At 72.2% G+C, this 14751-nt stretch carries 13 protein-coding genes; 6 read left to right on the top strand and 7 right to left on the bottom strand.

Going from position 1 to position 14751, the window contains the following annotated elements:
* Positions 1-231 precede the first annotated feature (231 nt).
* Both ACZ53N_RS16315 and ACZ53N_RS16320 read left to right on the top strand, forming a co-directional pair.
* Positions 232-3543, top strand: a complete 3312-nt coding sequence (locus ACZ53N_RS16315) for a sacsin N-terminal ATP-binding-like domain-containing protein (protein ID WP_469141616.1) — start codon at positions 232-234, stop codon at positions 3541-3543.
* Positions 3544-3688: 145 nt separating this feature from the next.
* The gene (locus ACZ53N_RS16320; protein WP_356449479.1) at positions 3689-3880 is read left to right on the top strand and encodes a DUF1059 domain-containing protein; all 192 of its coding nucleotides are present in this window, start codon (positions 3689-3691) and stop codon (positions 3878-3880) included.
* 18 nt (positions 3881-3898) lie between these two features.
* On the opposite strand, the gene ACZ53N_RS16325 is transcribed toward ACZ53N_RS16320, so the two are convergent.
* Both ACZ53N_RS16325 and ACZ53N_RS16330 read right to left on the bottom strand, forming a co-directional pair.
* A complete protein-coding gene (locus ACZ53N_RS16325; protein WP_469141511.1) occupies positions 3899-6286 on the bottom strand; it encodes an HAD-IC family P-type ATPase in 2388 nt (795 codons plus the stop codon).
* A 20-nt stretch (positions 6287-6306) separates the two neighbouring features.
* Positions 6307-6597: a DUF2530 domain-containing protein gene (locus ACZ53N_RS16330; protein ID WP_469141512.1), complete on the bottom strand. Its 291-nt coding sequence runs from the start codon at positions 6595-6597 to the stop codon at positions 6307-6309.
* 348 nt (positions 6598-6945) lie between these two features.
* Here ACZ53N_RS16330 and ACZ53N_RS16335 point away from each other — a divergent pair, with 348 nt between their 5' ends.
* Positions 6946-8415 (top strand): NCS2 family permease, encoded by a 1470-nt coding sequence (locus ACZ53N_RS16335; protein ID WP_469141513.1) that lies wholly within the window; start codon positions 6946-6948, stop codon positions 8413-8415.
* A 27-nt stretch (positions 8416-8442) separates the two neighbouring features.
* On the opposite strand, the gene ACZ53N_RS16340 is transcribed toward ACZ53N_RS16335, so the two are convergent.
* Positions 8443-9180 carry a VC0807 family protein gene (locus tag ACZ53N_RS16340; protein ID WP_469141514.1) on the bottom strand — a complete coding sequence of 246 codons (738 nt, stop codon included), beginning with the start codon at positions 9178-9180 and terminating at the stop codon, positions 8443-8445.
* Positions 9181-9384: 204 nt separating this feature from the next.
* Between ACZ53N_RS16340 and ACZ53N_RS16345 the strand changes: the two genes are divergently transcribed.
* The gene (locus ACZ53N_RS16345) at positions 9385-9816 is read left to right on the top strand and encodes a MarR family winged helix-turn-helix transcriptional regulator (protein WP_469141515.1); all 432 of its coding nucleotides are present in this window, start codon (positions 9385-9387) and stop codon (positions 9814-9816) included.
* 75 nt (positions 9817-9891) lie between these two features.
* The gene (locus tag ACZ53N_RS16350) at positions 9892-11262 is read left to right on the top strand and encodes an MFS transporter (protein WP_469141516.1); all 1371 of its coding nucleotides are present in this window, start codon (positions 9892-9894) and stop codon (positions 11260-11262) included.
* A gap of 155 nt (positions 11263-11417) precedes the next feature.
* Here the strand turns inward: ACZ53N_RS16350 and ACZ53N_RS16355 are convergent, their stop codons facing one another.
* Entirely contained in the window at positions 11418-11942 is a 525-nt protein-coding gene (locus ACZ53N_RS16355) for a GNAT family N-acetyltransferase (RefSeq protein ID WP_469141517.1), read from the bottom strand.
* Between the two features lie 18 nt (positions 11943-11960).
* On the opposite strand from ACZ53N_RS16355, the gene thpR reads away from it, so the two are divergent.
* A complete protein-coding gene (gene thpR / locus ACZ53N_RS16360) occupies positions 11961-12524 on the top strand; it encodes an RNA 2',3'-cyclic phosphodiesterase (RefSeq protein WP_469141518.1) in 564 nt (187 codons plus the stop codon).
* A gap of 155 nt (positions 12525-12679) precedes the next feature.
* On the opposite strand, the gene ACZ53N_RS16365 is transcribed toward thpR, so the two are convergent.
* The 3 genes from ACZ53N_RS16365 to ACZ53N_RS16375 all read right to left on the bottom strand — a co-directional run bounded on the left by ACZ53N_RS16365 (position 12680) and on the right by ACZ53N_RS16375 (position 14706).
* Positions 12680-13660 carry an aldo/keto reductase gene (locus tag ACZ53N_RS16365; protein WP_469141519.1) on the bottom strand — a complete coding sequence of 327 codons (981 nt, stop codon included), beginning with the start codon at positions 13658-13660 and terminating at the stop codon, positions 12680-12682.
* Positions 13661-13730: 70 nt separating this feature from the next.
* Positions 13731-14102, bottom strand: coding sequence for a VOC family protein (locus tag ACZ53N_RS16370; protein WP_469141520.1), 372 nt, complete (start codon positions 14100-14102; stop codon positions 13731-13733).
* Positions 14103-14250: 148 nt separating this feature from the next.
* Positions 14251-14706, bottom strand: a complete 456-nt coding sequence (locus ACZ53N_RS16375) for a hypothetical protein (RefSeq protein WP_469141521.1) — start codon at positions 14704-14706, stop codon at positions 14251-14253.
* Positions 14707-14751 lie beyond the last annotated feature (45 nt).

A 14751-nucleotide genomic window follows, 5' to 3' on the forward strand; every position in this document is an offset into this window, starting at 1 on the left:
TGTCCGGGCTGAGCTCAGCTCATTCCAGCCCGTCCGGCGACCCCGGACGCGCCCGCAGGGCGCTCGCCGCCGCAGGCGGCAATGTGGCGCCCACGGCGGAAGGCGGCGGACACCCCCTGGCACGGCGCGCCCCCGCAGGGGGGTACGTTCGGCCCACAGGCGACGGCAGCGGTTCGGCCGAGCCACCGCGGTCAGCGAAAGCGCAGGGAGACACACGTGAGCGGCACGGCAATGGTGCGGGGCACGGCCGACGGGGCGGATCCGTTCGGGACCGCGCGGTTGCGGCGTGGTGTGCTGGACGCCTGGGCGGCGTCGCCCGCCCGGTTCCGGGAGGACGCCAACGCCGAGGAGGACCTCGCGCTCGGCGGCTACCGCGACCGTCTCGTCGTCGAGCTGGCCCAGAACGCCGCCGACGCCGCCGCGCGCGCCGGTGTCCCCGGCCGGCTGCGGCTGGCCCTGCACCCCGCGCGGGCCGGTGAGCCCGCCGTGCTGGCCGCCGCCAACACCGGCGCCCCGCTCGACGCCGCGGGCGTCGAGTCCCTGGCCACCCTGCGTGCCTCCGCCAAGCGCGACGACGAGCCGCGGCCGGGCCCGGACGGCGGGGGCGGCGCGGACGGTGCCGTCGGCCGGTTCGGCGTCGGCTTCTCGGCCGTGCTGGCGGTGAGCGACGAGCCCGCCGTCATCGCCCGCACCGGCGGCGTCCGGTGGTCGCTCGCCGAGGCGCGGACGCTCGCGGAAGAGGCGGCGGCAGGCACCCCCGCCCTCGGCGAGGAGATCCGCCGCCGCGAGGGCCATGTGCCGCTGCTGCGGCTCCCGCTGCCCGCCGAGGGCAGCGCACCCGACGGCTACGACACCGTCGTCGTGCTGCCGCTGCGCGACGGCGCCGCCGAGGACCTGACCGCCCGTCTGCTGGCCGCGATCGACGACGCGTTGCTGCTGACCCTGCCGGGTCTGACGGAGGTCGTCGTCGAGACGGCGGACGGCACCGTACGGACCCTGACGCGCCGCCAGGAAGGCCCGTACGTCCTCATCGACGACTCCGCGCGCCAGGCGGCCACCCGCTGGCGCGTCGAGCGGGCGGGCGGCCGGCTGGACGCCGCGCTGCTCGCCGACCGGCCCGTGGAGGAGCGGCTGCGCCCGGCGTGGGCGGTGACGTGGGCGGTGCCGGTGGGTACGGACGGCGCGCCCGAGCGGCCCCGGACCGCGCCGGTCGTGCACGCCCCGACCCCCACCGACGAGCCGCTGGGCCTGCCGGCCCTGCTCATCGCCACGTTCCCGCTGGAACCCACCCGTCGGCACGCCGCGCCCGGCCCCCTCACGGACTTCCTCGTCGAGCGCGCGGCCGAGACGTACACCGCGCTGCTGCGCGACTGGCACCCCGTCGGCACGGGCACCCTCGACCTGGTCCCGGCCCCGCTGGCGCAGGGCGCCCTGGACGCGGAGCTCCGCCGGCTGGTCCTCGACCGGCTGCCCCGCGTCCCCTTCCTCCCGTCCGCGGCCTCGAACCACGGTGACGGCCAGGAGGCCCCGCCGACCGGTGGTGGCGTGGAGGGCATCCCCTGGACCCAGGGCCCCGACGCCTCCACGCAGACCCCGCAGCCCGCCCCGACCACCGTTCGCGCCCCCGCCGACACCTGGGACGACGCCTTCGCGACCGCCCCGGGCGGCGAGGCGTACGCCCTGCGGCCCGTCGAGGCCGAGATCGTGGAGGGCGCGGGCGCGGAGACCGTCGCCGTGCTGGGCGAGCTGTTCCCCAGCCTGCTGCCCGCCGGGCTGGAGCGCCGCCAGGAGCTGCGCGCGCTCGGCGTGGCCCGCGTGTCGCTGGGCGAGGCCATCGACCGTCTGGCGGGCGTCGAGCGGGCCGCCGCGTGGTGGCACCGCCTCTACGACAGCCTCGCCGGCGTCGACCCGGACCGGCTGAGCGGACTGCCCGTGCCGCTCGCGGACGGGCGCACGGCCATCGGCCCCCGGCAGGTGCTGCTGCCGTCGCCGGACGGCACGGACCCCGAGCAGACCGAGCGGCTCTCCCGCCTCGGGCTGAAGGTGGCCCACCCCGACGCCGCCCACCCCCTGCTGGAGAAGCTCGGAGCCACCCCGGCCTCGCCCCGCGCCGTCCTGACGACCCCCCAGGTGCGGGCCGCCGTCGCGAACTCCCTCGACGCCGAGGACGTCTGGGACGAGGACGCCCTCGACGCGGACGCCCTGGCCGAGACCGTCCTCACGCTCGTCCGGGACGCCGGCCTGGTGCCCGGTGACGAGCCCTGGCTCGGCGCGCTCGCGCTGCCCGACGAGGACGGCGAACTCGCCCCCGCCGGTGAACTCGTGCTGCCCGGCAGCCCCTTCGAGCGCGTCATCCGCCCCGGTGAACTCGCCGCCTGCGACGCCGCGCTCGCCGACCACTGGGGCGAGCAGCCCCTCACCGCCTGCGGTGTCCTCGCCGACTTCGCCCTCGTCCGCGCCACGGACGTCGTCCTCGACCCCGAGGAGCTCGACCCGCGCGAGGGCGACTACGCCGAGCCCGACGACGTCGGCCTGCTCGACGCCGTCGACGTGTGGTGCGAGGACGTGCTGGACCAGCTGCCCGACACCCCCGTGCCGCCGGTCGCGACCGAGATCGTGGCCGTACGGGACCTGGACCTCGTCGACGACGACGCCTGGCCGCAGGCGCTCGCCCTGCTGTCCCGCCCGCCGCTGCGCGACGCGCTGACCGCGCCCGTACGGATCCTGCTGCCGGACGGCACGACGGAGTCGGTGCGCCCCTACACCGCCTGGTGGCTGCGCGGCCACCCCGTCCTGGGCGGCCGCCGCCCCGCCGGGCTGCGCGCCGCGGGCGGGGACCCGCTGCTGGCGGGCCTGTACGAGGCGGCCGACGCGGCCGGGCTCGCGGACGAGCAGGTGCTGCGGGCGCTGGGCGTACGGACGTCCGTGGCCGCCCTGCTGGACGAGCCGGGCGGCGCGGCGGAGCTGCTCGCGCGGCTGGCCGACGACCGGCTGCCGGTGGGCGAGGCGCAACTGCACGCCCTGTACGGCGCCCTGGCGGACCTCGATCCGGAACAGGTCACTCTCCCGGACGAGCTGCGTGCCGTCCTCGACGGCGAGGTGACGGTCGTGGACGCGGCGGAGGCGCTCGTCGCCGACGCGCCGGACCTGATGCCGCTGGCCGAGGGGCACCCGGTGCTGCCCGTCCGGCCGGCGCGGGCGGCGGAGCTGGCGGAGTTGTTGCAGGTCCGCCGGGTCAGCGAGGTCTTCCCGGTGGTCGTGCCCGCCGGTGACGGCGAGGTGCGGCAGGTCCCGGACGGTGTGCGGGTGCTGCTGCCGGGGGCGCCGTCGTCGTACGTCGAGCACGGCGAGCTCGTGGTCGGCGGCATCGAGCTGGACTGGCGCTACGGGCCGGACGGCGTGCTGCACGCGACGACGCTGGAGGGCGTCGCGGCGGGCCTCGCCTGGGCGGCGGGCCACTGGTCCCGCCGCTTCGAGGCGGCGGCCCTCCTGGAGGACCCCTCCCGCACGGGTGAGCTGGCGCGAGCCCGCTGGTTCGACTAGCTCTTCGCCAGACGGGCCGCTGCCGCGCTTCCGTTGCCGTGTGGGGTGCCGCCTTGTGCCTGAGGCCGGTGCCTACCGGCCGGGGCCGTCGTAGGAGCCCCCGGCGAGGAACCGGCCGTTTTATTCTGGGAGTGAGGAGGCCGTCATGACCAGGAAAGTCGCCGACTGCCGCCGGTTCCCCAGCGAAACCGACTGCTCCCTGACCATCACCGGTGAAGAGGACGAAGTCATCCGCGCCGCCGCCGAGCACGCCGTCTCCGTCCACCAGCACCAGGACAGCCCGGCGCTGCGGGAGCAGATCCGCGAGACCCTCGAGGACGAGAAGTCCAACGCCTGAGCAGCCCCCGGCCAAGGGTCACGCAGGGAACCGACGGCCCACCCAGCGCCACAGCAGCTCCAGCGCGGCCGAGGCCGCCGCCGCGATGCCGACGGCAGCCCACGGCATCGTCGTCCCGACGAGTTTCAGGGCGAAGAAGTGCTGGAGCCAGGGGATGACCAGCACGATCACGAAGCCCAGTGCCATCGCGAGCACGAGGGCGATCCGCCACCACGTGTACGGGCGGGCGGTGATCGCGAGCACCCACATGGAGATCAGGAACAGGGTCAGCGTCGCCGCGCTCGTCTCCGCGGCGAGCGCGCCCGCCCCGGTGTAGTGCTGCCGGGCCAGCAGATACGCGGCGAACGTGGCGAGGCCCGCGATGACCCCCGCCGGGACGGCGTACCGCATGACGCGGCGCACGAAGTGCGGACGGGCGCGTTCCTTGTTCGGTGCCAGGGCGAGGAAGAAGGCGGGGACGCCGATCGTCAGGGTCGACAGCAGCGTCAGATGGCGGGGCAGGAACGGATACGGCACCCGGGAGCACACGACGAGGACGGCGAGCAGGACGGAGTAGACGGTCTTCGTCAGGAACAGGGTGGCGACGCGCGTGATGTTGCCGATGACGCGGCGGCCCTCCGCGACGACCGACGGCAGCGACGCGAAGCTGTTGTCCAGGAGCACGATCTGGGCGACGGCCCGGGTGGCCTCGGAGCCGGAGCCCATGGAGACGCCGATGTCGGCGTCCTTCAGGGCCAGGACGTCGTTGACGCCGTCGCCGGTCATCGCGACGGTGTGGCCGCGTGACTGGAGCGCGCCGACCATGTCCCGCTTCTGCTGCGGGGTGACCCGCCCGAAGACCGCGCCGCGGTCGAGGGCCTCGGCCATCGCGTCCCGCTCGGTGGGCAGCCGGCGGGAGTCGACGGGGGCGTCCGCGCCGGGCAGGCCGAGTTTCCCGGCGACCGCGCCGACGGAGACGGCGTTGTCGCCGGAGATGACCTTCGCGGCGACGTTCTGTTCGGCGAAGTAGCGCAGGGTGTCACCGGCATCCGCCCGCAGCCGCTGTTCCAGGACGACGAGGGCCGTGGGGCGGACGCCGTCCGTGACGCGCGGGTCGTCCAGCTCGCGGTCGGCGCCGGCGAGGAGCAGGACGCGCAGGCCCTGGGTGTTGAGGTCCTCGACCTCGGCGAGCGCCGCGTCGCCCTCGGCCAGCAGCACATCGGGGGCGCCCAGCAGCCAGCGGCTGCTCTCGGCGTCGGGGCCGTTGAGGGCGGCGCCGCTGTATTTGCGGGCGGAGGAAAAGGGCAGCGACTCCGTGCAGCGCCAGTCGGCGCTGTCGGGGTAGGCGGCGATGACGGCCTGGAGGCTGGCGTTGGGCCGGGGGTCGGATTCGCCGAGGGCGCCGAGCACCTGGCGTACGTAGCTTTCGTCCGCGCTGTTCAGCAGTCGCAGTTCCTTGACGTCCATGCCGCCCTCGGTGAGGGTGCCGGTCTTGTCGAGACAGACCACGTCGACGCGGGCCAGGCCCTCGATCGCGGGCAGTTCCTGGACGAGGCACTGCTTGCGGCCGAGCCGGATGACGCCGATGGCGAAGGCGACGGAGGTGAGCAGCACCAGGCCTTCGGGCACCATCGGGACGATGCCGGCGACCATCCGCCGGACCGCTTCCTTCCAGTCGTCCTTCTCGACGACGAGCTGGCTGATGATCAGGCCGAGGGCGGTCGGGATCATCATCCAGGTCACGTACTTGAGGATCTGGCTGATGCCGCTGCGCAGCTCGGAGTGGACGAGCGTGAAGCGGGACGCCTCCTCGGCGAGCTGGGCGGCGTAGGCCTCGCGGCCCACCTTGGTCGCGGCGAAGGCGCCGCCGCCGGCGACGACGAAGGAGCCGGACATGACGGGGTCGCCGGGCTGTTTGAGTACGGGGTCGGCCTCGCCGGTGAGCAGCGATTCGTCGATCTCCAGCCCGTCGGCCTCCAGGACCTCGCCGTCGACGACGCATTTGTCGCCGGGGCCGAGCTCGATGACGTCGTCGAGGACGATCTCGCCGGTGGCGAGGGCGGTGGAGACGCCGTCGCGCCGGACGTTCGGCTTGGCCTCGCCGATGACGGCGAGGGAGTCGAGGGTCTTCTTGGCGCGCAGTTCCTGGATGATGCCGATCGCCGTGTTGGCGACGATGACGAAGCCGAAGAGGCCGTCCTGCACGGGTCCGACGGCCAGGATGATGAGGAACAGCACGCCGATGATGGCGTTGAAGCGGGTGAAGACGTTGGCCTGGACGATTTCCGCCGTGGAGCGCGAGGACCGTGCGGGCACGTCGTTGACGTCGCCGCGGGCCACCCGCTCGGCGACCTCGCGGGCGGTGAGGCCGGGGTGCGCGGCCGACGGTACGGGCTCCTCGACTGCGGTCTGCGCCGGATCGCTCATGCCTCCGACGGTACGGGCGGTCAGCCCGGTTCACCTTCCGAAATGACGCTTTCGCGCTTGCTCGCGTTCGCCGCGTGACGTCGGATGGCCGCTTCGCGCCCACGGACGTACCAGATACCGATCAGACCGAGACCGGCCCCGGCCAGGCAGGTCCACACCCACCACGCGTGGCCGTGGTCCTCGAACCAGCCGTAGAAGGGGAGCTGCGCGAGGAAGAGGACGAACCAGAGGATCGTGCCGCCGGTGATGGTGGCGACGACGGGGCCTTCCAGGGGCTCCGGTGCCTCGTGTCTGGGTGTCCACTTCGTCATGGTCGTAAGCCTAGGGCCTGTCCGGCGGAGCACGTCGGGCGGGCGCCGACGGGCTGGTCGTGGCTGAGCTCAGCCACCCCGAGCCCATGGGGCCTTCCCGGTCAGGGCCTTGTCCCATAAGGGTCTACGCGCGGAGATAGCAATTCACCTCTTGTTTATTCATACTGAAACCGACCGGTTCTGACTGCGATGTTTCGTCTGATCATCTAAAAGCGATGCACCATTCATGATCCGTTCGTCCGCGTCCCAGGTGTGCCGATCACCGTCGATCACCCGCACAACCCCTCGCGGGCAGCGTCCCCGCACCCCCCGCTCGCCTCCCGCAGGCCCGTACGACTGAGGTCCCGCATGCCCTCCTCGGCCACCTCCCCGGTCGACGCCCAGCAGCCGTCCCCCACGCCGCCCCCCGGCAACGCCCTCGACCGGTTCTTCCGGATCTCCGAGCGGGGCTCGTCCGTCTCCCGCGAGATGCGCGGTGGTCTGGCCACCTTCTTTGCGATGGCCTACATCATCGTGCTGAACCCGATCATCCTCGGCGCAGGCCAGGACAAGTTCGGTCACCAGCTGGACAACGCCCAGCTGGTCACGGCCACCGCCCTGATGGCGGGCCTCAGCACCGTCCTCATGGGCGTCATCGGCAATGTGCCGATCGCCTGCGCCGCCGGCCTCGGCATCAACGCCGTCGTCTCGCTCCAGCTCGCCCCCAAGATGAGCTGGCCGGACGCGATGGGCATGGTCGTCCTCGCCGGTCTGGTGCTGATGCTGCTGGTCGCCTCCGGTCTGCGGCAGCGCGTGATGGACGCGATCCCGAGCGGACTGCGCCGGGCCATCGCGATCGGCATCGGCCTGTTCATCTCGCTGATCGGCCTGGTCGACTCCGGCTTCGTCACCCGCAACCCCGACGCCGCGCACACCACCGTCCCGCTCGGCCTCGGCCAGGGCGGTCAGCTCCAGGGCTGGCCGGTGCTGGTCTTCGTGATCGGCCTCGCGCTCACCTTCATCCTGCTCGTACGCAAGACGCGCGGCGCGATCCTCATCGGCATCGTCGTGATGACCTTCGTCGCGATCCTCATCAACTCGCTCGCCGACATCCCCGACGCGAACTGGGGCCTCAGCGTCCCGCAGGTGCCCGACAGCGTCGTCGGCTCGCCCGACTTCGGCCTCGTCGGCGACATCAGCCTCTTCGGCGGCTTCCACGAGGTCGGCCTGCTGACCGGCTGCCTCTTCGTCTTCACCGTGCTGCTCTCCGGCTTCTTCGACGCGATGGGCACGATCATCGGCGTCGGCGAGGAGGCCGGGCTGACGGACGACAAGGGCCAGCTGCCCAACATGGGCCGGATCCTGATGGTCGACGGCGTGGCCGTCGCGGCGGGCGGCGTCGGCTCGGCCTCCGCGAACACCTGCTTCGTGGAGTCCACGGCCGGTGTCGGCGAGGGCGCCCGCACGGGCCTCGCGAACCTGATGACCGGCGGCCTCTTCCTGCTGGCCCTCGTCTTCACCCCGCTCGCGAAGATCGTCCCCTCGCAGGCGGCCACCCCCGCCCTGCTCGTCGTCGGCTTCCTGATCATGGCGGCCAACGTCAAGGAGATCGACTGGAGCGACTTCACGATCGCGATCCCGGCGTTCCTGACGATCGTCTCGATGCCGTTCACCTACAGCATCACCAACGGCATCGGCATCGGCGTGCTCGCGTTCATCCTGCTGCGCGTCGCGGACAAGCGGGGCCGGGAGATCCCCTGGCTGCTCAACGTGGTCGGGCTGTGCTTCCTCGTCTACTTCCTGCTCGACCCGATCGAGCAGGCGCTGGGTGTGAAGTAGTACGGCCTGGTTCCTTCGGCGAGCCGCTCATGCCATCCCGGCGTGGGCGGTTTCGTCGTTCCGGGACGCGCGCGCCTTGACGTCGGCGTCGACCATGTTCTCCATCGGGTGGGCGGCCAGGGCGCCCGCCACCAGCATCGCGAAGACGATCGCGACCCCCAGGATCACGTTGCCCAGCCACACCATCGTGTCCACCGGCAGGGCGTACGCCCCGATGACCCGGGCGACGCACTCGGCCAGCAGCGCCCCGCCCCAGACGGCGGAGTATGTGACCTCCGCCCGGCGGAACGGCTCGGAGGAGGCGGACAGCCGCTCCCAGGCGGCGACCCGCGCCGGCTGCCCCTTGGTCACCCACGCCTTGAGTCCCGTCGACATCAGCGGCCGCCCGGCGTAGGCGGAGATCAGCACCGCGATGCCGATCACGCTGCTCACGCCGCTGTCCTTGGCGAGCATCAGCCGGGCGTCCCCGGACATGGTGCTGAACGCCAGCCCCGCGATATTGACGACCAGGATCAGTGCGGCGAGGCCGTTGAGCCGGCGGTCCGCGACCAGGCTCCAGACGGTACGGGCGGCGGGCACCACGCTGCTCCAGGCCAGTGCGGGCACGGTGCCCATGCCGAAGCCCTTGCTGAGCGCGTAGTACAGGGCCATCGGGACGAGGGCGTCCACGATCAGCGGAGACAGGCTCCGCAGCAGCGCCTGCCCGCGGCTGTCGGTGGACGGCGCCTCCGTCGTCGGTGTGCCGGTGATGGTGGTGCTGCTCATGATCGGGCCCCTCTCGTGTCGCTTCCGCGCCCGGTATCCGTGCTCGGTACGTACAGCTTCGCGGTCGGTGCGGGGTGGGTGGCAGGGCCGGGGATCAGCGGCTGAGCATGACTTCTGTCAGGCAACGGGCATAGCGGCAGGGGTGGCGCGGGCGCCTCGGGCGTCCACTTTATTTAGCCCGGGTAATAAGATAAACTAACTAACATGCTGGAAACCCCGGACAACACAGCCGCCGTGAACTCTCTGCGGTCCGGCGTGATGCGTCTGTCACGGCGGCTCAAGCACCAGCGGGTCGACGAGTCGCTCAGCCCGACCGAGATGTCGGTGCTCGGCACCCTCGCCCGCTGCGGCTCCGCCACCCCCGGCGAGCTGGCTCGCAAGGAGCATGTGCAGCCGCCGTCGATGACCCGCATCGTCGCGCTGTTGGAGGCCAAGGGCCTCGTCCGGCTGGAGCCGCATCCGGAGGACCGCCGCCAGAAGGTGGTCACCCAGACCGAGCGGGCCGAGGCCATGCTCGAGGAGAGCCGGCGCAAGCGCAATGTCTGGCTCGCCGAGCTGGTCGGACAGCTCGACGAGGACGAGTGGGCGACGCTCCGCGCCGCCGCGCCCGTACTGGAGAAACTCGCGCACCTGTAGGCGTACGCGCGTACGCAGTCGCCCATGGGTGCCAAAAGGACGGCCTGAGCCCGCCCAGAAGGAGGCGAACGCACTTTGAGTTCGGGACCCGGAGCAGACTCCGCACCCGCACCGAACACCCACGACGACGCACGCACCACCTCCCTGAAGCCCAAGGGAGGCACCTTCAGCTCACTGAAGGTCCGTAATTACCGGCTCTTCGCCACCGGACAGGTGGTGTCCAACACCGGCACCTGGATGCAGCGCATCGCCCAGGACTGGCTGGTCCTCAGCCTGACCGGCTCCTCCGCCGCCGTCGGCATCACGACGGCGCTGCAGTTCCTGCCCATGCTGTTCTTCGGGCTGTACGGCGGCGTCATCGCCGACCGCTACCCCAAGCGGCGGCTGCTCCTGATCACCCAGATCGCCATGGGCCTCACCGGCCTGGCGCTCGCCGTCCTCACCCTCTCCGGGCACGTCCAGGTCTGGCACGTCTACCTCACCGCCTTCGCCCTCGGCCTCGTCACGGTCGTGGACAACCCCGTCCGCCAGGCGTTCGTCGTCGAGATGGTCGGCCCGGCCGACCTGCGCAACGCCGTCAGCCTCAACTCCGCCAACTTCCAGTCCGCCCGGCTCGTCGGCCCCGCCATCGCGGGCGTGCTGATCACTGCCGTGGGCAGCGGCTGGGCGTTCCTGCTCAACGGCCTCTCCTACGCGGCCCCGCTCGCGGGGCTGTTGATGATGCGCACGAGTGAGCTGCACAAGGTCGACCAGGCGCCGCGCGGCAAGGGCCAGTTGCGCGAGGGCCTGCGCTATGTGGCCGGGCGGCCGGACCTGATCTGGCCGATCGTGCTGGTCGGCTTCATCGGCACGTTCGGCTTCAACTTCCCCATCTGGCTGACGGCCTTCGTCAATGACGTCTTCCACGCCGGCGCCGGTACGTACGGCCTGCTCAACACCCTGATGGCGGCCGGTTCCCTGATCGGCGCCCTGCTCGCCGCCCGCCGGGGCACATCCCGGCTGCGGCTGCTGGTCGGCGCGGCCGCGCTGTTCGGCGTGCTGGAGATCACGGCGGCGCTGGCCCCGACGTTCTGGGTGTTCGCGGCGCTGCTGGTGCCGATCGGCATGTTCGGCCTGACGATCAATGTGACCGCCAACTCGAGTGTGCAGCTGGCGACGGACCAGGCGATGCGTGGCCGGGTCATGAGCCTGTTCATGATGGTCTTCATGGGCGGCACGCCGCTGGGCGCTCCGCTGGTGGGCTGGGTCACGGACGTCTACGGCGCGAGAGTCGGCTTCCTCGCCGGTGGTGCGGTGTCGCTGCTCGCCGCGTCGGCGATCGGCTTCACGCTGGCCCGGGTGGGTGGCCTGCGCCTACGGATAGACCTGCGGCGCGGGCAGCGGCATGTGGCGTTCGTTCCGCGTGAGTCTGCGACGAGGAAGGAAGAGCTGGCGGCGACGGCTTGAGGCCGGCGGGCCGGGGCCTCCGCCGTCGTCCGCCAGGGTGGCGCGCCGCGCCGATCAAGCCCGTCCGGCGTTTGAGGACGCGCCCGCAGGGCGCTCCCGCCGCAGGCGGCGGGCGGCAGCCGGGCGGCGATCCGCCGGACACGGCCGGGCGGGTGTCAGACCCGCCGTGCCAACACCTGCCCCGGCCAGTCACCCTCCGGCCCCGCCAGAAACGTTTCCGTCGGCGTGAAGCCGTTACGGCGGTAGTAGTCCACCAGCCGCCCCTCGCTGCCCGCGTAGCAGTCGACGCGCAGCAGGGCGATGCCCTGCCGTCGGGTCTCCTCGACCGCGTGGGCCAGCAGGGCCGCGCCCACGCCCCGGCCCGCGAAGCGGCGGTCGGTGACCAGCAGGTGGACGTACACCTCGGGTTCGTCGGCCCGCGCGACATACGGCGCGGGGTCCGGCGTCAGCGTCACCGCGCCCGCCACGACGCCGTCGACCATCGCGAGCCACGGGGTGCCCGAGCGGACGATCTCCCCGACCCGCTCGACGGCCTTGGGCCGGGCCGACCACGGCTCGGTGCCCCACTGTCCCGTGCGCCCGTGCGCGACGAGCCACTCGACGGCGCCGTCGAGCATGGCGAGTATCGCGGGGACGTCGTCCTCCCCGCCCTTCCTGATCTCCAACCGGCTGGTCTCCATCCGGGTGAGACTAGCCATATGCGCCTGTTCGCCGCGATCATTCCGCCGGAAGCCGCCCTCGCCGAACTCACGGCCGTGGTCGGCGCCCTGCGTCCCCTGCCGGGTTCCGACCTGCTCCGCTGGACCGAGCACGCGGGGTGGCACTTCACCCTCGCCTTCCTCGGCGAGGTCGACGAGGACCTGCTGCCCGAACTGTCCGAACGGCTGGCGCGGGCCGCGCGCCGTCACCCGCCGCACGAACTGCGACTCGCGGGCGGCGGACGCTTCGGCGACCGCATCCTGTGGGTGGGCGCCGACGGCGACCGTACGACGCTGCGTGACCTCGCCCGCTCGACGGCGGCCGGGGCCCGCAGGGCCGGGGTGGACGTGGACGGTACGCACACCTTCCACGCCCACCTCACCCTCGCGCGGGGGACGGGCGGGGTGGACCTCAAGCCGTACGCGGCGGCCCTCGCGGACTTCCGCGGCACGGCGTGGACGGTGGACCGGCTGGCGCTCATGCGCAGCCACCCGCCGGTCTCCGGCGTCCCCGGGGAGCGCCCCCGGTACGAGGTGCTCCGGTCGTGGGGCCTCGGCCACTGATCCGGTCGCGTCCGCACTCCTCGGGGCCGGTTACGCTCGAAGGGTGGACCCCAAGACCAGAAACCGGATCGTGTCCGGTGTGCTCGCCGTCATGCTCGTCGTCATCGCTGTCGTCGCGGCGGTGAAGTGACGTCCTGACGCGTGGGCCCGTCGGCCTACCAGGCGAACGCCTCGGGGGACGGCCCCGGCCCGGGGAAGATCCCTTCGAGCCCGGCCAGCACCTCGTCGGACAGCTTCAGCTCGACGGCGCGGAGCGCGGATCCGAGCTGGTCGGCGGTGCGCGGTCCGACGATCGGCCCGGTCACCCCGGGCCGGGTCAGCAGCCAGGCCAGCGCGACCTCGCCGGGTGCGAGACCGTGCTTGTCGAGCAGGTCCTCGTACGCCTGGACCTGCTCGCGGACCTTCGTGTTCGCGAGCGACTCCACCGACCGCCCCGACGTGCCCTCGCGCTCCTTGCGGATCGCCCCGCCGAGCAGCCCGCCCTGCAGCGGCGACCAGGGGATCACCCCGAGCCCGTACGCCTCGGCCGCCGGAATGACCTCCATCTCGGCGCGCCGCTCGGCGAGGTTGTACAGACACTGCTCGCTGACGAGCCCGTACGAGCCCCGGCGGCGCGCGGCCTCATTGGCCTGGGCGATGTGCCAGCCGGCGTGGTTGGACGAGCCTGCGTAGAGGATCTTGCCCTGCTGGACGAGGACGTCGACGGCCTGCCAGATCTCGTCCCACGGCGTCGTCCGGTCGACGTGGTGGAACTGGTACAGATCGATGTGGTCCGTCTGGAGCCGCCGGAGGCTGGCGTCGACGGCGCGCCGGATGTTGAGGGCGGACAGCCGGTCCTGGTTGGGCCAGTCGGCGCCGTCGCTGCCCATGTTGCCGAACACCTTGGTGGCGAGGACGACCTTGTCGCGCCGGTCGCCGCCCTTGGCGAACCAGCTACCGATGATCTCCTCGGTGCGGCCCTTGTTCTCGCCCCAGCCGTAGACATTGGCGGTGTCGAAGAAGTTGACGCCCGCGTCGAGCGCGACGTCCATGATGGTGTGACTGTCGGCCTCGTCCGTCCGAGGCCCGAAGTTCATCGTCCCGAGAACGATCCGGCTGACCTTGAGTCCCGTGCGTCCGAGCTGCGTGTACTCCATGCCCGTAGCAAAGGCCCTGGAGCGCGCTCGAAGCAAGGGTCCCGACGCTGAACGGCGCGTCGGGCGGTTCCTATCGCTCCTGGAGCACGGACAGCGTGTTGCCGGCCGGGTCCGTGAACCAGGCGATGTACGGGCCCTCCTGGCGCATGATGCCCTTCTCGTCCTGGGTGAACTCGGGATACCGCTCAAAGGTGATCCCGCGCTGCACGAGCTCGTCCACGGCCTTGTCGATGTCGTCCACGGGAAAGTTGAGCACGGTGAAGGACGCCGGAACGTGGTCGGCCTTGGGGTAGATGAGGATCTCGCCGCCCCCCTCGATGTGGAGCGTGAGCATTCCGTACTCCTCGGTGAGGCGCAGGCCGAGCGTCTGACCGTAGAAGCCCTTGGCCTTCTGCATGTCGTCCACCGCGAAGCTGCTGAACGCCCTGGTGTTCGTGAACATGTTCGGATTCCCGTCGCTCGTGCCGCTGTCGGTCGGTCGTTCGCGGTACGAGTTTTCTTGCTCGGGGCGCGAAAACCGGGCTGCGAACCGGTTGGTTCGTCCGACCGGGTGGGCGGGGGCGCCGATCGGCCCCCACCCACGGCGGCCGTCAGGGGGCGGGTGTGTCCGCCTGACGATGGGACCGACTGGCTTGGGCGGCGTCCGCAGCGAGGAGGTTGAGCCGTTCGATGGAGTTGGCAGGTCGGACGGTGCAGGCCTTCCAGGCGTATCCGTTCGGGTGCTCGACGCTGATCATTCCGCTGGAAGCCACGCTTCTTACCCGCCCCATGCCGCCGGTGACGGTGTCGACCACCATGGTTCCCGGCGCGATGTCGAACGCTTCGGTCACTTGGGGGCGGCGGGTGGCAGGCCGGGGCCTGATGTCGATGCCGTGTGGGGTGACCCATAGGGCGGCGGTGTCGCCGGTGAGAGAGCCGTCGAGGGGGTGCGGGCTTCTTGGTTCCGGCGGCGTCGGGGCGGGGGCGGTGGGAGCGTGTGGTGTGGGGCGGCTGGACGAGAAAAGTGCCCTCGTCCATGCGAAGAGGCGGGAGATAGAGTCCTTCACGTCATCAGCTCCTGAGTGGCTGGTGGCCATGCCCCCGGACCGGTC

It is taken from the genome of Streptomyces sp. NPDC033229, assembly GCF_055576875.1.

What these genes read in the sequence shown, in the direction of transcription:
- ACZ53N_RS16355 (WP_469141517.1), bottom strand. Translation starts at nt 11,942, where the DNA reads ATGGAGACCAGCCGGTTGGAGATCAGGAAGGGCGGGGAGGACGACGTC.
- ACZ53N_RS16340 (WP_469141514.1), bottom strand. Translation starts at nt 9,180, where the DNA reads ATGAGCAGCACCACCATCACCGGCACACCGACGACGGAGGCGCCGTCC.
- ACZ53N_RS16345 (WP_469141515.1), top strand. Translation starts at nt 9,385, where the DNA reads ATGCTGGAAACCCCGGACAACACAGCCGCCGTGAACTCTCTGCGGTCC.
- thpR (WP_469141518.1), top strand. Translation starts at nt 11,961, where the DNA reads ATGCGCCTGTTCGCCGCGATCATTCCGCCGGAAGCCGCCCTCGCCGAA.
- ACZ53N_RS16315 (WP_469141616.1), top strand. Translation starts at nt 232, where the DNA reads ATGGTGCGGGGCACGGCCGACGGGGCGGATCCGTTCGGGACCGCGCGG.
- ACZ53N_RS16370 (WP_469141520.1), bottom strand. Translation starts at nt 14,102, where the DNA reads ATGTTCACGAACACCAGGGCGTTCAGCAGCTTCGCGGTGGACGACATG.
- ACZ53N_RS16335 (WP_469141513.1), top strand. Translation starts at nt 6,946, where the DNA reads ATGCCCTCCTCGGCCACCTCCCCGGTCGACGCCCAGCAGCCGTCCCCC.
- ACZ53N_RS16320 (WP_356449479.1), top strand. Translation starts at nt 3,689, where the DNA reads ATGACCAGGAAAGTCGCCGACTGCCGCCGGTTCCCCAGCGAAACCGAC.
- ACZ53N_RS16365 (WP_469141519.1), bottom strand. Translation starts at nt 13,660, where the DNA reads ATGGAGTACACGCAGCTCGGACGCACGGGACTCAAGGTCAGCCGGATC.
- ACZ53N_RS16325 (WP_469141511.1), bottom strand. Translation starts at nt 6,286, where the DNA reads ATGAGCGATCCGGCGCAGACCGCAGTCGAGGAGCCCGTACCGTCGGCC.
- ACZ53N_RS16330 (WP_469141512.1), bottom strand. Translation starts at nt 6,597, where the DNA reads ATGACGAAGTGGACACCCAGACACGAGGCACCGGAGCCCCTGGAAGGC.